This window comes from Cognatiyoonia sp. IB215182 (assembly GCF_033963905.1).
In the GTDB taxonomy this organism is placed as follows: Bacteria; Pseudomonadota; Alphaproteobacteria; order Rhodobacterales; family Rhodobacteraceae; genus Yoonia.
The window spans coordinates 1-18,026 of the sequence record NZ_JAXBMB010000007.1 but is presented as its reverse complement, the minus strand read 5'-3'; the positions used below and the strand labels follow the sequence as shown (position 1 = coordinate 18,026).

Genomic DNA, 18,026 nt, shown 5'->3' with positions numbered 1-18,026 from the left:
CCCTAACGGTCTGCCGGACAAATGAATAGACGCCATGGTTGTCGAAATGCGCACGACCGTCATGGCCACACGCTGTGCGGTTGCGGTTGCCCAAAACCTCGCGATAGGCTCCACAAAAAGAGGGGGCCGAGGATGCGGGTTTTCTTTACGGGTGGCAGCGGCAAGGCGGGCAAATGGGCGGTCCGCCATTTGCTAGAGCAGGGGCACCGGGTCCTGAACGTGGATCGTGTGCCGTCTGGTTTGCCGTGCTCGGAACTGCTGGTTGATCTTTGTGACGCTGGTCAGGTGATCGGCGCGATGTCACAATTCACCGATTTTCATGAACTGGACGAGGGCACTGGCGTGCCGCGCTATGATGCGGTGGTGCATTTCGCCGCTGTACCGCGGGTGATGATCGGCACGGATGGGGAGTGTTTTCGGCAGAACACGCTCAGCACCTACAACGTGATCGAGGCGGCGGTAAAGCTGGGCGTGCCCAAGGTGATTTTTGCCAGTTCCGAAACGACTTATGGTGTTTGCTTTGTCGATGGTGAGGTCAAGCCGGACTATGTGCCGGTGGATGAAGAGCACCCGACAGTGCCTCATGACAGCTACGCGATGTCAAAGGTCTGCAACGAGGCTACCGCCCGGTCGTTTCAGGCCCGCACGGGGGCCGATATCTATGGGTTGCGCATCAACAATGTAATAGAGCTGCATGAATATGCCGAGAACTTCCCGGCGTTCATGGATGATCCAGCACTGCGCCGCCGCAATATCTTTGCCTATATCGATGCACGCGATCTGGGCCATATGGTGGATTGCTGCCTGCGGACAGACGGGCTGGGCTATCAGGTGTTCAATGTGGCCAATGATGATCTGTCGGTCGGGATCTCGTCGGACGAGGTGATCGCACGGTTCTATCAAGGGGTTGAGGTGCGGCGTCAGATGCGCCCCGATGAGACGATGTATGCCAATGACAAGGCCAAGCGGATGGTGGGCTTTGCTCCCAAGCATTCGTGGCACGAGGTTTTGGGATGAACCGGACCGCATCCTGCGCGTGTGGCGCGCTGAAGGCGGAAGTCACCGGCGAGCCAATCCGCGTCGCTATCTGCCATTGTCATGCCTGCAGGACACGCGGCGGCAGTGCCTTTTCGTGGAATGCACGGTTCGCGGCAGAGGCCGTGACGATGACCGGGGATAACCGATCTTACATTCGGATCGGAGATGAGGGCAGCGAGATCACCTATCACTTCTGCCCGCATTGCGGTGTGGCCGTCTGGTATGAGAACAGCGCGGTGCCAGGTATCGCGATTCCGGTCGGTGCCTTTGCGCCGGGTGATCTGCTGCCACCCACCGTCTCGGTCTATCATGACCGAAAGCCGGACTGGTTCGCCCTGGCTGACCCCGACATTGACATTTGGGACTGACATGACCTTTCCACGTTTCGACCTTGCTGCATTTGAGGCTGCCAAAGGCGACGACCGGGCTTTGGCTGCAGCGCGCCTGGACAGCATTTGCCAACAAACCGGGTTTCTGGTGTTGGAAGGGCATGGAGTGCCGCAGCCTTTGATCGATGATGTCTGGGCCGTCGCGCGAGCGTTTTTTGCACAAGAGGCGGTGGCGAAACAGGCCGTGGCGCCACCCCATAAAGGCTATCCCTACGGCTATCTTGGTCCGGATACTGAGGCGCTTGCGCTCTCAAAAGGCGTGGAGACGCCACCCGATCTGAAGGAGAGTTTTAATGGCGGCCCGTTGACCGTCCCAGCCGGGGCGTCGCAGGCGGCTTTGGACTTTTGCTATCGGCCCACGTCATGGCCTGATCTGCCCGGATTTCGCCCGGCCTGGGAGGCGTATTACACGGTCATGGAGGATTTGGCGCAGCGGATCATGCGCGCCTTTGCGGCGGCCTTGCAATTGCCCGAAGGCCATTTTGATCCGCTCATCGGGCGTCCAATCTCGGCGCTCAGGGCGCTGCATTACCCAGCGACGGTGGATGCCCCGATGGACCGCCAGCAAAGGGCGGGGGCGCATACTGATTATGGGTCTTTGACGATCCTCCTGCCGCAGCCCGGCAGTGCGGGGTTGCAGGTGATGCAGGGCGATGCTTGGGTCGACGTGCCAGCCCCCGCAGATGCGTTTGTGATCAATATCGGCGATCTGATGGCGCGTTGGACCGCGGATCGTTGGGTGAGCACTTTGCACCGTGTGATCGCCCGGCCCGGGCAACCTGCGCGGCAGTCGCTGGCCTTTTTCCATCAGCCCGATTGGGATGCGGAGATTGTGCCGCTGGACGGGTCGGATACCTATCCGCCGGTCATGTCGGGTGCTTATCTGATGGGGAAATTCGAAGCGACGGGCAGGTGACGTTGTGACGCTGGTGCAAGGCACGCCGGGCGCTAGCATTGGGGTGACGCCTGTTGGAGAGCCCATGCCTCAGTTTGACCACCCCGTCGCCGTGATGGATGCCGATTGTGCCCTGTGCAGTTGGGGTGCGCGGATGATCCACCGGCTGGACCGGACGGGCGATGTGCGTATTGCGCCGATCCAATCCGCAACCGGCGCGGCTCTGATGCGGGCGAACGGGCTTGATCCGATTGATCCGGATTCGTGGCTGTTTATCGTGGATGGCACGGTCTGGCGCGACTTTGATGCGGTGATCCGGCTGGGCGAGCGTGCGGGTGGCTGGGGCCGTGTCTGCTCGCTTCTACGCCTGGTGCCGCGCCCGCTGCGCGATTGGCTTTATGCCCGCGTGGCGCGCAATCGGTATGCTGTTTTCGGGCGCGGGGATATGTGCGCGCTGCCTGATCCGGCCTTCCAGGCGAGGTTGATGACGTGAAAGTCGTCGTCCTCGGCGGGTACGGAATATTCGGGTCACGGCTGGTGGAGTTGCTGCATCGCGACGGGCATCAGGTTGTGGTCGCGGGGCGGTCGCAGGCGAAGGCAGACTCTTTTGTGGATGGGCGTGATCTGGAGGTGATTGTCTGTGATCGCACAGGTGATCTCAGCCCGATATGGGATGCGCAGCCTGACGTTGTGGTTGATGCCGCAGGGCCGTTTCATGCCTATGGCGATGATCCTTACCTGTTGGCGCAGGCCTGTATCGCGAACGGCGTCCATTACCTCGATTTGGCTGATGATCCTGCCTTTTGCGCAAGTATCTCACAGTTGGATGATGCGGCGAAGGGGGCGGGTGTCTTCGTGCTGTCGGGTGCGTCGAGCGTGCCCGCGCTTTCATCCGCCATCGTCGCGGATCTGGCCCGCGATGCGGATGCCATTGAGATGATCGATACCGCAATCCTGCCGGGCAATCGCGCGCCGCGCGGGTGGGCTGTGGTGGAGAGTATTCTGAACCAATGTGGGATGCCTTTTGAGACTCATTTGGCCGGTGAAAAGGTCGAAATGCGCAGCTGGTCCAGGCCTCGGACCTTCGATCTGGGCCAGGGTCTGATCCGCAAGGGCTGGCTGATGGAGGTGCCGGATACGCGATTGTTTGGCGCGGCGTTTGACGCGCAAACGGTCACGTTCAGGGCGGGCATGGAGTTGCCTGTCATGAATCATGCGTTGGCTGTGATTTCATGGCTGCGCGCGCGTCTGCGCTTTGGCATTGCGCCGTGGTTTGTCAGGTTGCTGTTATGGATCGCGGCCGGGCTCAAGCCGTTTGGGACGGATGTCGGCGGCATGTCTGTGGCCGTGACTTTGCGACGCGGCGCGCAATGGCAGCGCAAGACATGGCGGCTGGTCGCGAAGGCGGGCGAGGGGGCGTTTATTCCGGCGGTTGCCGCGCGGGCTATTTTACGCGATCCGAAGGCCGTTCAACGCGGCGCACGACCCGCCAGCGCAGTGGTGACGCGTGAGGCTGTGGAGGCTGCGATGAAGGACCTCGCCGTGACGACGGAGGTGGTCGAGGAAGAGATCACCCCGCTTTTCCCACGCTTTCTGGGGAAGGATTTTGCTGATCTACCGGACATTGTACAAGCGGGGCATGACGTGCCCGCGCCGCTGCGCTTGACCGGGCGAGCACGGGTGACACGCGGCCCGTCGCTTTGGGCGCGGTTTCTGGCCGCGCTCTTTCGGTTTCCCGTTGCGACGGACGATATCGCTGTATCGGTTCTGATGACCCCGGATGGGGCGGGCGAGATTTGGGAGCGGCGCTTTGGCGATCAGACCTTTCGCTCGCATCTGCGCATTCAGGGCACCCATATGACCGAACGCTTTGGCCCTTTCACTTTTCGGCTTGGGCTGCATGTGGCCGAAGGCGCGCTGCACTTTCCCGTCCTGTCTGGGCGTCTGGGGCCGATCACCTTGCCGCGCTTTCTGCGGCCTGGCAGTGATGCACGCGAGTTTTCGGAAGACGGGCGCTTCAATTTCGACGTGCGGTTGAGCGCGCCGCTGACCGGCGCGTTGATGGTGCATTATCAAGGTTGGTTAGAGCCTGCGGTGCGCAAAGAACCTACGCCTCAGCAATCGAAATCAGCATCGCGTTGATCGGCCAAGCGGCGGTGAACGTATCCATAATCTGGCCCTTAAGATCGGTGATCTGATCCAGTTCGCGGCTAGCGGTCAGGCCTTTCATGCGCAAAAGATGCCCCGCCTTGTGATCCGGATCGTATGGCGATGGCACGCGTTTCAGATCAGGCTCGCGCAAGGTAAAGCCCTGATCGGTGACGCTTTCGACAATCCCCAGAATGCGGTCGGTATCCAGATCCACCATCTTGCGCCAATTGGTCAGGACCGGCTTGTCAAAGCCCATCATGCCGACGCCTACCGTGGTGTAAGTTCGCCCGATCCCGAAGAAAAAGACCGGGTTCTGCGGTGCATCGCCGTCGATCTGCCACATCATGTGCAGATGGGTGTTGTAGGGCGTCTTGTCCTTGGAAAAGCGGACGTCGCGATGTGGGCGGAAGAGTTTGGATTTGATGGGCGCGTCGGCCAGTTTGCTCAAGGGTGCTGTGAGTTGGTCAAGCAGTGCCAGGGCGGGCGCCTTCAGTTGCGTGTCATAGGTCGCCTTGTGCTCTTGCCACCACTCGCGCTTGTTATTGTCGGCGAGCGTGTTGAAAAACGTCACCGCATCGTTCTGCAAGGATCCAAATTCCGACATCCGCCCACTCCCCCATTTTTGACAAACTGCCATGGAGGGATGCGTGATGTCTATGGACCCGGCGTCACTTCCATCCTAAGGCTGGGCGTATGGAATATGTCGCCCAAACATATCAGGACCACACCAGGGCGATCTGGAAACTGGGGACGCCGCTGATCCTCAGCAATCTGGCGATGTTTGCCATCCATATCACCGATACGATCATGCTGGGGTGGTATGATGTCACCGCGCTTGCGGCTTCGACCATTGCGAGCACGATGTTCTTTATCGTGTTCATCGTGGGTGCGGGTTTTGCGCAAGCGGTAACCCCCATGGTGGCCGCTGCCGCCGAAGAAGGGGATGAGCGACAGGTGCGCCGTGTGACGCGGATGGGGCTTTGGCTCTCGCTGTTTTACGGGGCCGCCGTCACGCTGCCGTTTTTCTGGGCTGAGGATATTCTGATCGCAATCGGGCAGGACCCGGATGTGGCCGCACTCGCGCATCTTTATCTGCAGATCGTGATCTGGCAGATGATCCCGGCGCTGATCGTGATGACAATGAAGTCATTTCTGGCAGCCTTAGAGCACGCGGCGATCATCCTTTGGGCCACGATTGGCGCGGCTTTTGTGAATGTTTTTGTCAATTATGCGCTGATTTTCGGCAATTGGGGTGCGCCGGAACTGGGGATTGAGGGGGCGGCGATTGCGTCGTTGACTGTGAACCTTGTGACTGTGGCGATCCTGATTGGGTACACGCTGTGGAAGCTGCCGCAGTTTGAACTTTTTCGGAATTTCTGGCGCAGCGATCGCGACATCCTTGCCGGCGTCTATCGTCTGGGCTGGCCTATCGGGCTGACCTCACTGGCTGAAGGCGGGCTTTTCAGCGCGTCGGCCGTGATGATGGGCTGGATCGGGGCGCTGGAATTGGCGGCGCACGGCATCGCGATTCAATTGGCGAGCATGGCCTTTATGGTGCATATCGGGTTCAGTCAGGCGGCGACCGTGCGGGCCGGGCGTGCGTTGGGGCGGCGCGATGAGATGTCGTTGCGCAAAGGCGGCGCAACGGCAATGACGATGTCTGCGCTTTATGCGGTGGTGACATCGGCCATTTTTCTGGCCTTTCCCGAACTTCTCGTCGGTCTTTTTGTAGACCCTGCCGACCCGGATCGGGACGCACTGGTACGCATTGGCGCGAGTTTTGTGATCGTCGCGGCCCTCTTTCAACTGGTTGACGGATTGCAGGTAATGGCGCTGGGCCTCTTACGCGGGGTGCAGGACACGGCGGTGCCGATGGTGATGGCCACAATCAGCTATTGGGTCATCGGCATGCCGGTCAGCTACATGCTCGCTTTCACCTTCGGTCTGGGTGGCGTCGGTCTGTGGCTTGGCCTTGTCATCGGATTGGCCTTTGCGGGTATCCTGCTATCCTGGCGTTTCTGGTCGCGGTCGGTACGGATCGCGCCGGCATGAGCGCGGCCGACTAAAGCTCTATTCAGTGCCGTATAATCGGTGGCCATTGATACGGGGTTGCGGTGAAGGTCAGCCTCGAGCCAAAGGTAGAAGCCCTTGTAATGGACGAAAGTCTGCTCACAGTTTCAAAGATTGCGTCAGTATTGGATGGGTTGGCCCCACTACTCTTCAAACCATCCGGTCTCTAAAGCGCGGGCCCAATCGCGCCGCCCGTTTCGCAGGGCGCAATCACGAGCTTGTTTTGTATCGTAACGAACAGAGCGGAAAGTAATGCTCCATTCATCTACCCGCCTTTCCAGCAACGCATAAGATGCGTTCGGGGTTCCTGTCTGCATGTGATGGTAGTAGGGCAAGTCATCGTCATAGGCCGGACAACCGACACTGCCGGGGTTCACTATGACACGTCCATCCGGCAGGCGAACGCATCGCGGGATGTGGGTGTGGGCGCAAAGGATGAGGCTCGCCTGCACGCCAACGGCTTCTTTGGTCACTTCTGCCAGGCTCGCGGATCGCACAACTCCGTTGTGTTCTACGCGTTCAAGCCAATATGTTGAGTCACTTGTCGGCGTTGCATGGCATAGGAAGACGTCGTCATTGACAATTCGTGTTGTTGGAAGATCAGCGATCCAGCGCAGGTGTTGTTCCGACAGTTGATCGAAAGCCACTCGGTCCGAAGGCCCCATACTGAATGGCTCCTGTTCGATGAGATATCTATCATGATTGCCCCGAACCGATGCAAAATCACGCTCCATGAGGATAGTTGCGGTTTTTGCGGCATCTATGGGACCACTGAAGAAATCTCCGAGGTTCACGGCATCCTTTATCCCAAGGCTATCCATGTCGTGAAGCACGGCCTCTAGGGCAAATGAGTTTCCGTGTATGTCAGCTAGGGCCGCAAATTTCATCTTCGGAGTATCAAGTGCACGAACGTTACGGTTAAAGCATACAGACCGAGGAAGCAGCCGTTAAGGCCGGACCACCAAACGCAACTTGGTTCCAGGCAGTAGGCATTGCGATCCATTTGAAATGGCGGCTTTGCGAAGGTTTTTTTGGGGGAGCCCGTAAGCTTCACTTAACTTATCGCTTGAGACACAGAAGTGTTGAGAATGGCCGGGTGTGCTTGAACGCAGGCCGTAACTCAGCGCACTACTCCTATGATACTATGCCTTCCATAAAACTCATCACGATTTAGCCCAAAAGCTCCAGATCGCGCAGGCGTAGGCGTGGGTTCTTCATTTCGCCGAAATCGTCCAGATTCCGCTTGTGCGGGAATAGCGCGAGGTATTGCGCCAGCATGTCGCCGCGTAGACCCAAGGCGAAGGCCGTGCCGGGATGCAGGCTTTCAATTTCTATGCCGTTGACGGTTAGGCTGCACTGCCGGGCGAAACCGATCTGATAGACTTTGACCGGGGTGGCGGGGCGCAGTGCGATGAAATTAGTCCCATCAAAGAAGTCGCGCGCGGGGATGAAGGCCGCTGCCTTACCCGTTAACGTCCGCACCGCAGGGGCGCGGTGCAGCAACCTTGCGGTGGGGCCGAGCACAAGATCGGGGGAGGGGCGGTTCAACCCCAAAGCATCCGCCGTGATCCGCGTGAGGCTGCCGTGTTCAGGGTTGGTTTCATGGTCAACTGGGCTGATCGTCATCGAGCCGCACCAGAGCAGCTTTTCGTAGCGGCCATTTGACAAGCGGATATCGTCGCCGGGAAGGACATCTTCGATGGCCATTGGACCGTTATTGGTCTGCAGGATGGCCCCGTGGCCGAGTGCGCCAAAGGAATCTTCGAAAGACGGCATGGCAGGCGCGCGCCGCGAAAATTCGATGATCTGATTGTCCGGCGACAGATACGCGATGTCGTATTTTCGTGTCCGCATGTGAGGGTGAGTGGCCGTTTTGCCCGCATTGGGATAGCGGTTGTTGCTTGGCTGTGACTTCGGTCTTGATCGGGCGTTCATTGCCGTGTTTGTGGGGAACATCGTCATGGTTTTGCCTGTACCGGCCTGTGACACCGTCCGCTGCGGTCACCGCGCAACATCCGAAAAACAGGCTGAAATTCCGTCTTTGTGACGGGTTTACTCTTTAACAACGACGTGCACGAGCGCGGGCCGGGCACGTCGGCGCGTATCCGCAGGGGCTCAGGCCCGACGCGCATCCGCAGCTTGGGTTTCTCGCGCTTCTTCCGCGCGTGCCTCGCGGCGTGCGATCATGGCTTGACGGATATCGCCCCGCTCCCATGGCATGGGTGTGTCATATGCGGCCACAGCAGCTTCGAGTGATTTTTGCCAGCGACTTTTCATCTGATACCTCGTTTCTTCTTCGGTGCCGTTTCTCAGCGCCGTTGGCAAGAATATGCCGAGGCATCCGGGCGATACTTTGACCGTTCATGGAAAAGCCTGCCGCAATGTGAAAAAAGCGGCGGAAATCGTGTAAATACTTATTTCATATATACTTTTGTGGGTTCTGGGGTATTTGGTTTATGAACAGGCGGTTAACGCTATATGAACACCACGCGGGCTTGTCCCGCTGTTGCCGCATTACCGCCCATTTTTGAGACAAATGGCAGAGATCAGTCGACCGTAATCCGCCTCTTTTTGATGGACGGATCGGCGGTAGCTATAGAATCTGTCTGGATCGGCATAGGTGCAATGCCGCGTCCAGGCCACGTGATTGATGCCGCTTGCACGCAATTGCACCAATCCAAACGCCGGGAGATCAAATTGGAACCGGCCGCTTTGCCCTGCAACGAAGAACCTGTCGTGGTCGGCATTGGCGTCCACGAACCGATCCCGGAACTCTGGGCCCACTTCGTAATTGGGCTGGCTGATGGTGGGACCGATCACCGCTTTGATCTGAGCACGAGTTGCCCCAAGGGTCTCCATCGCCGCGACCGTCGCTTCAAGCACGCCGAAAAGCGCGCCCTTCCAGCCAGCATGGGCGGCGCCAACGACACCTGATTTTGGATCCGCCAGCAAAACAGGTTGGCAATCGGCGGTCAGGACAGACAAGGCAAGCCCGGGCGTTCGTGTTACCAATGCATCCGCCTTGGCGCTGCCATCCGCCGGGCTCTCCACGACGATGACATCTGATGAATGGGTTTGGTGCACACCCATCAAACGATCTGCAGTTACATTAAGCGATGCTGCGACGCGCGCCCTGTTGATGCCGACGACATCATGCTGATCTGAGCTGCCATAGCCGCAATTCAGCCCCGCAAAAACACCTGATGAAGCGCCCCCCTTTCGGGTGAAAAACCCGTGTGTTGTACCGTCAAGCAGAGGGTCGGTGATTACTTCAAGCGTCATGGCTCCAGTCCGGGTGGCGGCATGGCCGTTGCGGGATAGATAGACAGCACTTTGAATAGCTCACCCATTTCCGCAGGGTGGGTCAAGCGCCGATGTGCCTTGATGTGAGTCTGGAGCGCGTCGCCGGTCAGGGATTTCGCAAGGGCCTGCGCGCGGGGTGTGATGCCCAAGCGCTCCAGAAAGACGCCCTGGGTAGTGAGCCTGCTGTATTTCGCCGGGTCCACATGCCGGGCGATTTCAGCAAAATCCACATGGGCGGTCAGGTCGGCCTCGCCCGGCGCGGCAAGCGGGTCGGTCTTCTTGTGGCCGCTGAGCGCTTGCCATGTGTCCCCCAGCGATTGCCAATCGCCGTAGTCGATGATGATTGCGGCACCGCCCTCCGCTTCAATGCGACCAGAAAGTGTGGAGATCATGCCCGGCAGAGTGGGGCAAAGTTCAACCAGATCGCCGTCTTCGGTGTCGGCCAGCCGGTGTTCTACTAGTGTGAGCGGGGCAGGGGCGGAGAGACCAATTTGCAGCGCGTCGCCGTCAAGTCCCACCATCCGTTCGCGCCAGGCATCGCCGTCGCGGATGAACTGGCGAATAGGCAGCGCGTCGAAGAACTCATTGGCGATCAGGAAAAGCGGGCCGGGCGGCAATGTGTCGACCCGGTCATGCCAGGTCGCGTCAGGCACCGCATCGGCCTGTGCCTCGCGCAAAACGGGCGAGGTTTCGACGAAATGAACGGAAAGGCTTTCGTGAAAGCCCGGTACACCCCGCGTGGCGCGCAAGGCATCGGCCATCAATGTGCCGCGACCGGGGCCAAGCTCGGCCAGAACAATCCGCTCCGGTGCCCCCTGATCCTGCCAGCATTGGGCTAGCGCGAGGCCGATCAACTCCCCGAACATCTGGCTGATTTCGGGGGCGGTGATGAAGTCGCCGGCAGCGCCCAAAGGATCGCGGGTCGCGTAGTAGCCATGCGTGGGATGCATCAGGCATTCGCCCATGTAATCGGCAATGGTGATCGGGCCTGTCTGCGCAATCCGACTGCGGATCAGCGCGCCAAGCGCCGTCATCGCCGCCGCGCCATCAGGATTACCGTCAGCCCAATCAGGATCATTGGCAAGGTCAGCAACTGGCCCATGGTCAGCCCGTAGCCGCCGTAATGCAAAGCAAGGCCAAGCTCATTGCCGGGGCTCACGAATTGCGCATCGGGTTGGCGGACAAACTCGACCAGAAAGCGCGCGATGCCGTAGCCCATGAAGAAGATCGCCGTCAGCAGCCATGACTTTTTGAGGGCACCGAACCGGAAGGCCAAGACCAGCATGATGGCTCCCAAAAGCAGCCCCTCCAGACCGGCTTCATAAAGCTGCGACGGGTGACGGACGCAAGGTTCGGTTGCCGTTGCGCAGGATTGTGCCGCAGCACCCGGAAAGATCACGCCCCAGGGCACGTCTGTGGGTCGCCCCCAAAGCTCTGCATTGATGAAATTCGCGGTGCGTACCAGCAGGATTGCAGGCGTGGCCGAGACCGCGATGATGTCCGCAAGATCGGGCAGGGGGACATCGTTGCGCCTGCTGAAGAGATAGACGCCCAGCACCACACCGATAAAGCCACCGTGAAAGGACAAGCCACCTTCCCAGATCTTCAGAATATCGATGGGGTTGGCGAGGAATTCACCCGGTTTGTAAAACATGACATAGCCCAACCGTCCGCCGCCGATCACGCCGATCACGACATAGGTCAGCAGGTCCTCCATCTGGCTGACCTGCATCGGCGGCCCGTTGCGCCACAGGGCCGGGCGCTTGAGCGCTGCCTTGATGATCATCCACCCCAGTGCGATGCCAACGATATACCCCATCGCGTACCAGCGCAGGGCGATAGTGAAGCCGAAGAGCTCAAACGCAAAAATCTCTGGTGCGATATTGGGGAAGGGGATGGCGGCATACATGGCGCCATTCCTTGTCGCAGTCTGCGACGATGTCAACCAAGTGCCGCGGGTTGTGCGATCAAGTTTCAGCAACCATATAAGGACCAAGCGATTGGAGAATGTGATGCAGACCAAAAACAAAGTCTTTGACGACCTGAGCCAATTGATGACCAACGCGATGGGCGTGGCCCAGGGCGCACGGGAAGAGGCGAATACGGCGATGAAATCGATGATCGACCGCTGGCTTGCGGATCGTGATTTCGTCACCCGCGAAGAGTTCGACGCCGTCCGCGCGATGGCGCAAAAGGCACGTGAAGAAAATGAAGCGCTGAAGGCGCGGATTGAAGCGCTTGAGGGCAAATAGCACCTCGCACAACCGCGCATTTACATCTTCAACGATGCGTGGTTGTCGCCTCGTTTTCGGCATCATGTCACGGACGCGCGGCTGAGCCGATCTAGGCGTCTCAACGATCTTCTTTTGGCAAGAACGCTCCGAGTGATGCGTAGAGTGCATCGAATTGCACCTCACCCAGCTCTGCGCGCAGGTCATTCTCTAACGCTTCTTTGATCTTGAGCGCAGCTTTGCGCGCCGCCACGCCCCGTTCGGTGAATTGAACGATACGACCGCGCCCGTCATCAGGGTCGGGAACGCGCCGGATGACGCCATCCATTTCAAGCTCTGACAGCGATTGGTGGACTGCCTGTTTGCTGATCTGCATGCGATTCACAATATCAACCTGTCTGGTGCCGCTGGCCGAAATGTAGGGGATGACACCTGCGCGCGCGTCACCGTACCAGGAGAATCCGGCATCAATCATGGCAGCCGCAAACCGTGTCTCCCACTGTTTCGAGGCATTCCAAAGCCGCCAGCCAATGTGGTCGGGCGCAAGTTCGTCAACCTTCTTGACCAAATGCCTCTCTCCTGATAGTCAAGTAGCATGACTATATTGCAAGCCAGCCAAATCGCAACAGTTCAGCGCTACGATCAATTGTCGGAGACATATGATCGTTCGCATGCCCGCTGGTTGCGCTATGCCGGCGGCGAGGCGCAATGTGCGTTTGAGGGTGCCGCCGCAGCCCTTCTGCGGCCCGGTATGCGTATTCTGGATGCGGCTTGCGGCACAGGCACAGTTGCACGGCGGCTTCTTGCGGGTGTTGAGGGGGCCGCGCATCTCACGTTACTTGATGCATTACCCGATATGCTGACACAGTGCAGGGATCTGGAAGCGGATCGCGTTGAGGGGCGTATTGAGGATTTGCCTTTTCCGGATGCATCATTTGATCTGGTGACATGCGCATGGGGGATCGAAACCATCGGCGATGCGCGGCTGGCTATTGCCGAGTTTGTGAGGGTCTGTCGGCCCGGTGGGCATGTCTGCCTCGTCTTTTGCGCTGACCGCCCGGCCCGGTCCTGGCTAGCCCAAGTTTTGCGCACCGCCATTACGCGCCGGGGGCTGGGGCGCTTTCTGGACGCAGCTTCTGTGATACAGGCCGGGTCCCAATGCGGTGCTGTCATGGCGCAACCGCTGCATTGCACCGGTCCAGCCGCAGCCATCCTGCTGCGCTGCTGACTTACGTCTCAGCCAGCACGGCCGTTAGTGTATTTTGCCCAATGGCCTGTCCCTGACATATTTGCAAAAGGGCTTTCCAGATTGCCCAGCCCGTCGCCCGCGCCCAGGTCTGGGGATCTAGATTAATGCCGTCGCGAAAGACCTTCCGCGCAGGTGTGTCGAAAAGCGTCCATGCAATTGTCAGATCGCAGGCCGGGTCGCCGATACCGCAGCACCCGAAGTCAATGGCCGCGCCAAGCCGCCCGCTGCGCAAAAGCAGGTTGCCCGCAGCCACATCACCATGCACCCAGACGGGCGGGCTCAGCCATTGGCTGTGACATGCCTTTTCCCAGATCCGCAGGATCGCCTTTGCATCGACATTTTCCCCCAACTGAGCGAGGCAATGCCGGACTTCTTGATCGTAAATGCGCAGGTCACCGCCGCGATAGAAGTTATGCTGCCCAGGACCCGGTGCATCTGCAGTCGGCGCGTCGCGCAGCGCGTTTAGGAACTGCGCCAGATCTCCGGCAATACTGCTTTGCGTTGCCGGATCAGCTTCTCCAACGGCCTCGCCGGGCAGCCACCGCATGATTGTCCACGAAAACGGGTATATCGACGAGGGCTGACCGGATGCGACCGGTTCAGGGATCAGCAGCGGCAAATGGCGCCTGAGTTCAGGCAGCCAGCGCTGTTCCTTCGCGGTTTGGGCGGCATAGCGCGCCGCACTTGGCAGTCGCGCCAGCATTTCATCGCCCAGCCGAAAGGTGCGGTTGTCCCAGCCCTGTGGTTCGACCGGCCGGATCGGCAAATGGGCCCAATCCGGAAACTGATCCGCTATCAGCGTTTCCACCAATGCGGCGTTGAGGCGTGGTTCGCTCAAAACTCCGACAAATAGGCCACAAGTATGTCCAGCGCCGCCTGCAGATCATTCTTGGCAATCATCTCGGTGACGGTGTGGATGTAGCGCGTGCCGACAGTAATCCCCACCGCGCGCGCACCTGCTGCGGCCTGCTGTGCAGCCGCGCCGTCCTGCCCGCCAGAAGCGAGCATTGTGCGCTGATAGGGGATCTTTTTCTTAATGGCGAGCGCCTCGATATCGGCCACAAGCGCTTTATCCGCAATGAATGACCCATCGCGGACATGCAGGCCAAAGCCCTGGCCCTGATGGGTTGTCGCGTCCTTGTCCGGCACGCCAGGTGTGTCGCAGGAGAGTGTCACATCAATCCCCAGCCCGATATCCGGCTTGATCGCGTAAGAGGCCGTGCGAGCGCCGCGCAGCCCCACCTCTTCCTGACAGGTAAAGGCCACATGGATTTCCGCGCCACGGCCCTTCTTCTTCAGCTTGCGGATGGCCTCGATTCCCAGCCAGCAGGCGATCCGGTTATCCAGCGCCTTTGAGACGAATTTATCGCCCATCTCAAGGAAGGGTTCGTCCATCACGACGAAATCGCCGATCTTGACCACATCATGCGTCTTCTCGCCCATGCCAATATCAACGAAGAAATCGCCGATTTGTGGCACCTTTTTGCGATCTTCAGGTGCCTGGATGTGAACCGGTTTGCCGCCGGGATTCATCACACCTTTGAAATCACCATCATCCGTGCAGACCAGCACCCGACGCGAAAACAGGTTGCGCGGGTCGAACCCGCCTGCCGGTTGCAGGTAAATGAACCCTTCTTTGCTGATATGGCTGACCAGAAATCCGATCTCATCCATATGACAAAGCAACATGACCTTCGGTGCGCCCTTCTTCTTGGCATCACGACGGCAGAGGAGAGAGCCCATCGGGTCTGTCGTCACCTCGTCAAACAAGCCGTCGATCTCGCGTTCGATCAGCGCGCGGACCCGGTGTTCGTGGCCCGGCACGCCGGGCATTTCGCAGAGTTGTTTCAGAAGGTCAGTGTTCATGAAATGCTCATTGTGATGGGACTGTGAAAGTGCGATGTGGACCGCGACAGTTGTTCTGATGTCAGGTCATTACACTTGTCCGTATTTCGTCATCATTTGGCAAGTCGCGCCCACCGGAAAATGTCGAATGCACCGAGGACCACGCATCACATGCTGAGAATCAAAGAGTTGATCACGATCATCGCGATTGCCTGGGGCAGCACGGCATCGCTACAGGCGCAGGAAACCGATGCGGGAGCTTTGGAAGTGGACCAAATCGCGCAGTTAATGAGCGATTTCGACATTCCCGGATTGGCGTTGGCCACATTGCAGGATTGCGCCCTGAGCGAGACAGTCACGCTTGGCAAGGCCAACCTCGCCACCGGCGCTGACGTGACGCGGCAGACGGCCTTTGAGGCCGCATCTCTGACGAAGCCGGTCTTTGCCTATCTCGTGATGACACTGGTCGCGAAGGGCATCATTGATCTCGACACGCCGATCGCGACCGACTTTGACTACCCTCGCATCGTCGAAAAAGATGCCTATTCTGCGCTTACCCCGCGCATAATCCTGACCCAACGCACCGGGCTGCCCAACTGGGTGGACGAAGGGACCGATTTTCACCAGAGGACGGCAACCATTCCATTTGATGCGATGCCCGGTGAGCGGTTCACCTACTCGGGCGAGGCGTTTCAGCATCTGCAGGCCTATGTGGAAGCGCAAACGAGCCAAAGCGTGCAGGACCTCTTTGTCGCGCGACTTGGTCAGATCATGCCCAACTCCACCCTGCAGCGCCCCTTACCGGACGGCGTCTTACCGTCGCGCGGCTACCAAAGCGCACAGGACCCAGAAAGCGGGCGGGGAATGACAAACCTGTATAATAAGGCCATGGTCGCCAGTTCGTTGGCGACCACAATCGATGATTACACCGCGTTCCTCGCCCATATCTGTGCGGGCAAGGGTCTTCCGGCTGACCTTTACGCCGAGATGATCCGCCCTCAGTCACCGGCGCCTGATCTGCTTTCCGATGTCGTGGGTGCCGGTCCCGCCGTGTCCTGGGCGCTTGGGTGGATGACAATTGACTTTGGACAGGACCTCATGGTGGGCCATGGCGGCAACAATGATGAATACAACGCCTTTGCCGGTTTCTTTCGCGATGCAGGTGACGGCATCGTCATTCTGACCAATGGCGCCAACGGTCAGGCCCTGATCGAAGCCTTTTTGCTGCCCGACGGCACATGAACGTGGGGCTTGGTGCAAAAGCTTGCACTTTCGCACTATCGCAAGGAGCAGCAGTTCTTGCAGTGCTGCAGAAATCTGGGAATAGATGATGTTTGCCAGGAAAAAAGTAGGCGAAAATTATAATTATCAATGGGTTATGGGAAGTGCCACTGCACCCACGCAAAATGTGGCCGATGTTTGCCGTGTGATCAGCAGAGTACCACAGTTTTGCTCAGAGAGATCATTCGAAGCGCTTTTCTAAGAAGGCTGATTACTGATCGCAGAGCTTTGTGCAACACGTTGAACAACCCCTGAACGGCAGCGGGGCCTAATCATTCCCGCGCTGCCGTCAAACAGTTCACTCAATGACAATTTTACCTGTTACCGGGGCCGTCACTCGTAACTTAGAGGCTATTCACTGTTAATGCTTAAGCTTATCGCGCCGGAATACGGCAACTTCTAGGTTTCATGGCCTGTCCTTTTGGATAGGTTCGCCACAGTTCTGCCGCAGGTTTTAGTGCATTTCCCGCCTGCGCGCCCCACACCCTGTGAATGGGTATCGTAGCCGCACGATCTTCATCATCAGTCGCCCGTCAAAAGACCCATTCCACCTTGCGCAATGGTCATGTGATCCGTCGGGAATGGCCCGACCTGCGTCTGAGCCCCCGGCAATAGTCGCCGTGCTATTATGTGCGTGCTAATGACCGGTGTCAGGCCGAGACCGGCCATGTGGAGCGCGGGGATTCGACGCGCGGTTTCGGCTGCAGTTGTATCTGACGCGATGAAAGATATGGTGCCCGACGGGGCGAATGGTAGCCGACCACCCGATAAGGTCTACGAACAGAGCCTTTACAGCCGCCGTCTGAAAGGAATTGACATGAAGCTAGCGAAGGTTTTGGGCTTGTCGGGATTGTCTGTCGCTGCGCTTTGCCATCTGGCTGTTGCTGAGCAGCTGACACAATTACCTGGTGTCTATTTTACAGAATCGACTGAGGAAAGCTTAGTCAGTGTGTCGCGGATCGAACCGGACACCCAATCATACTTTCAGGTTGGTGATACTCTGCGAACGTACGCTGCAACCGGAGAGAACATCGGGTCAATTTCTGAGCTCCGTGAGATTGTAAGCCGTGAGCAGGGTCACGGCACGAGCCAACTATTTTTCCATGTTGACAGGGATGACACGTGGTGGGTGATTGATGTGACCCTACCTTAGAGGTCGCTGAGCGGGGCAAACGCCTCATCACCTGCACTCTAGGTTACATACTGCGCTCAAACACAGCTTTAACGCTGCTTTGAAGAGGTGGACGTTGCCGGAGAATTGAACGAGAACCAGCTCTCATCACAAATTCGTCCGCTGCAACTTTAACTGTTTCGCGCTGCAAATCTTACTGTCGCGCTACATATCTGTAAGGAGACACTAGTTATTGCAGTTCCGAGGATTTCTGGGATTAGGTGATATTTGCCGAGAAAAGTTGGGTGAAAGCCATAAGTGTCAGTGGGTTGTGAGGATTGCCGTTGCAGCCGGACAAAACTGTCCGATGTTTTCAGTGAGTGCATGAAATTGGCCAAAATGTAAACGCCATTCAGAAATGTCACCTGGGTTTGCAAAGCAGGAATGTCACCCTGAGTGCAAC

20 protein-coding genes are annotated in these 18,026 nt (G+C 58.4%); 10 read left to right on the top strand and 10 right to left on the bottom strand.

The genetic code is table 11. The features are described from left to right. The first annotated feature begins 132 nt into the window (after positions 1–132). The 5 genes from SLH47_RS15130 (at position 133) to SLH47_RS15110 (ending at position 4,464) form a co-directional block, all read left to right on the top strand. On the top strand, positions 133–1,017 hold the full coding sequence (locus tag SLH47_RS15130) for an NAD(P)-dependent oxidoreductase (RefSeq protein WP_320240402.1): 885 nt from the start codon (positions 133–135) through the stop codon (positions 1,015–1,017). Continuing rightward, positions 1,014–1,406, top strand: coding sequence for a GFA family protein (locus SLH47_RS15125; RefSeq protein WP_320240401.1), 393 nt, complete (start codon positions 1,014–1,016; stop codon positions 1,404–1,406). Before SLH47_RS15130 ends, SLH47_RS15125 begins: the two co-directional genes overlap by 4 nt. A gap of 1 nt (position 1,407) precedes the next feature. After that, positions 1,408–2,343 carry an isopenicillin N synthase family dioxygenase gene (locus SLH47_RS15120; protein WP_320240400.1) on the top strand — a complete coding sequence of 312 codons (936 nt, stop codon included), beginning with the start codon at positions 1,408–1,410 and terminating at the stop codon, positions 2,341–2,343. Positions 2,344–2,407: 64 nt separating this feature from the next. Continuing rightward, entirely contained in the window at positions 2,408–2,815 is a 408-nt protein-coding gene (locus tag SLH47_RS15115; protein WP_320240399.1) for a thiol-disulfide oxidoreductase DCC family protein, read from the top strand. Further along, positions 2,812–4,464: a DUF4166 domain-containing protein gene (locus SLH47_RS15110; RefSeq protein WP_320240398.1), complete on the top strand. Its 1,653-nt coding sequence runs from the start codon at positions 2,812–2,814 to the stop codon at positions 4,462–4,464. The genes SLH47_RS15115 and SLH47_RS15110 overlap by 4 nt, the downstream gene beginning before the upstream one ends. On the opposite strand, the gene SLH47_RS15105 is transcribed toward SLH47_RS15110, so the two are convergent. Continuing rightward, entirely contained in the window at positions 4,430–5,077 is a 648-nt protein-coding gene (locus SLH47_RS15105; RefSeq protein WP_320240397.1) for a TIGR02453 family protein, read from the bottom strand. The two genes, SLH47_RS15110 and SLH47_RS15105, sit on opposite strands and share 35 nt — an antisense overlap. 89 nt (positions 5,078–5,166) lie before the next feature. On the opposite strand from SLH47_RS15105, the gene SLH47_RS15100 reads away from it, so the two are divergent. Continuing rightward, positions 5,167–6,525: an MATE family efflux transporter gene (locus SLH47_RS15100; protein ID WP_320240396.1), complete on the top strand. Its 1,359-nt coding sequence runs from the start codon at positions 5,167–5,169 to the stop codon at positions 6,523–6,525. 161 nt (positions 6,526–6,686) lie between these two features. On the opposite strand, the gene SLH47_RS15095 is transcribed toward SLH47_RS15100, so the two are convergent. The 6 genes from SLH47_RS15095 to lgt all read right to left on the bottom strand — a co-directional run bounded on the left by SLH47_RS15095 (position 6,687) and on the right by lgt (position 11,755). Next, entirely contained in the window at positions 6,687–7,430 is a 744-nt protein-coding gene (locus tag SLH47_RS15095) for a metallophosphoesterase family protein (protein ID WP_320240395.1), read from the bottom strand. Between the two features lie 283 nt (positions 7,431–7,713). Next, positions 7,714–8,397, bottom strand: coding sequence for a Hint domain-containing protein (locus SLH47_RS15090; protein ID WP_320240394.1), 684 nt, complete (start codon positions 8,395–8,397; stop codon positions 7,714–7,716). Positions 8,398–8,658: 261 nt separating this feature from the next. Further along, on the bottom strand, positions 8,659–8,820 hold the full coding sequence (locus SLH47_RS15085; RefSeq protein WP_320240393.1) for a hypothetical protein: 162 nt from the start codon (positions 8,818–8,820) through the stop codon (positions 8,659–8,661). 237 nt (positions 8,821–9,057) lie between these two features. Beyond that, positions 9,058–9,825 carry a peptidoglycan editing factor PgeF gene (gene pgeF / locus SLH47_RS15080; RefSeq protein ID WP_320240392.1) on the bottom strand — a complete coding sequence of 256 codons (768 nt, stop codon included), beginning with the start codon at positions 9,823–9,825 and terminating at the stop codon, positions 9,058–9,060. Beyond that, entirely contained in the window at positions 9,822–10,880 is a 1,059-nt protein-coding gene (locus SLH47_RS15075) for a class I SAM-dependent methyltransferase (protein ID WP_320240391.1), read from the bottom strand. The genes pgeF and SLH47_RS15075 overlap by 4 nt, the downstream gene beginning before the upstream one ends. Next, a complete protein-coding gene (lgt, locus tag SLH47_RS15070) occupies positions 10,877–11,755 on the bottom strand; it encodes a prolipoprotein diacylglyceryl transferase (protein ID WP_320240390.1) in 879 nt (292 codons plus the stop codon). Before lgt ends, SLH47_RS15075 begins: the two co-directional genes overlap by 4 nt. Positions 11,756–11,858: 103 nt before the next feature. Between lgt and SLH47_RS15065 the strand changes: the two genes are divergently transcribed. Then, positions 11,859–12,098: an accessory factor UbiK family protein gene (locus tag SLH47_RS15065; RefSeq protein ID WP_320240389.1), complete on the top strand. Its 240-nt coding sequence runs from the start codon at positions 11,859–11,861 to the stop codon at positions 12,096–12,098. Positions 12,099–12,198: 100 nt separating this feature from the next. Here the strand turns inward: SLH47_RS15065 and SLH47_RS15060 are convergent, their stop codons facing one another. Next, the gene (locus SLH47_RS15060; RefSeq protein ID WP_320240388.1) at positions 12,199–12,645 is read right to left on the bottom strand and encodes a MarR family winged helix-turn-helix transcriptional regulator; all 447 of its coding nucleotides are present in this window, start codon (positions 12,643–12,645) and stop codon (positions 12,199–12,201) included. Between the two features lie 27 nt (positions 12,646–12,672). Here SLH47_RS15060 and SLH47_RS15055 point away from each other — a divergent pair, with 27 nt between their 5' ends. Further along, a complete protein-coding gene (locus SLH47_RS15055) occupies positions 12,673–13,305 on the top strand; it encodes a class I SAM-dependent methyltransferase (RefSeq protein ID WP_320240387.1) in 633 nt (210 codons plus the stop codon). A gap of 1 nt (position 13,306) precedes the next feature. Here SLH47_RS15055 and SLH47_RS15050 read toward each other — a convergent pair whose 3' ends face one another. Further along, positions 13,307–14,164, bottom strand: a complete 858-nt coding sequence (locus tag SLH47_RS15050; protein WP_320240386.1) for an aminoglycoside phosphotransferase family protein — start codon at positions 14,162–14,164, stop codon at positions 13,307–13,309. After that, entirely contained in the window at positions 14,161–15,192 is a 1,032-nt protein-coding gene (locus tag SLH47_RS15045) for a M42 family metallopeptidase (protein WP_320240385.1), read from the bottom strand. The genes SLH47_RS15050 and SLH47_RS15045 overlap by 4 nt, the downstream gene beginning before the upstream one ends. Positions 15,193–15,342: 150 nt before the next feature. Here SLH47_RS15045 and SLH47_RS15040 point away from each other — a divergent pair, with 150 nt between their 5' ends. After that, positions 15,343–16,413: a serine hydrolase domain-containing protein gene (locus SLH47_RS15040; protein ID WP_320240384.1), complete on the top strand. Its 1,071-nt coding sequence runs from the start codon at positions 15,343–15,345 to the stop codon at positions 16,411–16,413. Between the two features lie 760 nt (positions 16,414–17,173). After that, positions 17,174–17,605, top strand: a complete 432-nt coding sequence (locus tag SLH47_RS15035) for a hypothetical protein (protein WP_320240383.1) — start codon at positions 17,174–17,176, stop codon at positions 17,603–17,605. The last annotated feature ends 421 nt before the right edge of the window (positions 17,606–18,026 follow it).

Bases quoted from the DNA above. Each gene is read 5' to 3' on its own strand.
- SLH47_RS15065 (WP_320240389.1), top strand. From the start codon at position 11,859: ATGCAGACCAAAAACAAAGTCTTTGACGACCTGAGCCAATTGATGACC.
- SLH47_RS15120 (WP_320240400.1), top strand. From the start codon at position 1,408: ATGACCTTTCCACGTTTCGACCTTGCTGCATTTGAGGCTGCCAAAGGC.
- SLH47_RS15125 (WP_320240401.1), top strand. From the start codon at position 1,014: ATGAACCGGACCGCATCCTGCGCGTGTGGCGCGCTGAAGGCGGAAGTC.
- SLH47_RS15085 (WP_320240393.1), bottom strand. From the start codon at position 8,820: ATGAAAAGTCGCTGGCAAAAATCACTCGAAGCTGCTGTGGCCGCATAT.
- SLH47_RS15035 (WP_320240383.1), top strand. From the start codon at position 17,174: ATGAAAGATATGGTGCCCGACGGGGCGAATGGTAGCCGACCACCCGAT.
- pgeF (WP_320240392.1), bottom strand. From the start codon at position 9,825: ATGACGCTTGAAGTAATCACCGACCCTCTGCTTGACGGTACAACACAC.
- lgt (WP_320240390.1), bottom strand. From the start codon at position 11,755: ATGTATGCCGCCATCCCCTTCCCCAATATCGCACCAGAGATTTTTGCG.
- SLH47_RS15130 (WP_320240402.1), top strand. From the start codon at position 133: ATGCGGGTTTTCTTTACGGGTGGCAGCGGCAAGGCGGGCAAATGGGCG.
- SLH47_RS15045 (WP_320240385.1), bottom strand. From the start codon at position 15,192: ATGAACACTGACCTTCTGAAACAACTCTGCGAAATGCCCGGCGTGCCG.
- SLH47_RS15095 (WP_320240395.1), bottom strand. From the start codon at position 7,430: ATGAAATTTGCGGCCCTAGCTGACATACACGGAAACTCATTTGCCCTA.
- SLH47_RS15055 (WP_320240387.1), top strand. From the start codon at position 12,673: ATGACTATATTGCAAGCCAGCCAAATCGCAACAGTTCAGCGCTACGAT.
- SLH47_RS15075 (WP_320240391.1), bottom strand. From the start codon at position 10,880: ATGACGGCGCTTGGCGCGCTGATCCGCAGTCGGATTGCGCAGACAGGC.
- SLH47_RS15040 (WP_320240384.1), top strand. From the start codon at position 15,343: ATGCTGAGAATCAAAGAGTTGATCACGATCATCGCGATTGCCTGGGGC.
- SLH47_RS15115 (WP_320240399.1), top strand. From the start codon at position 2,408: ATGCCTCAGTTTGACCACCCCGTCGCCGTGATGGATGCCGATTGTGCC.
- SLH47_RS15100 (WP_320240396.1), top strand. From the start codon at position 5,167: ATGGAATATGTCGCCCAAACATATCAGGACCACACCAGGGCGATCTGG.
- SLH47_RS15105 (WP_320240397.1), bottom strand. From the start codon at position 5,077: ATGTCGGAATTTGGATCCTTGCAGAACGATGCGGTGACGTTTTTCAAC.
- SLH47_RS15090 (WP_320240394.1), bottom strand. From the start codon at position 8,397: ATGCGGACACGAAAATACGACATCGCGTATCTGTCGCCGGACAATCAG.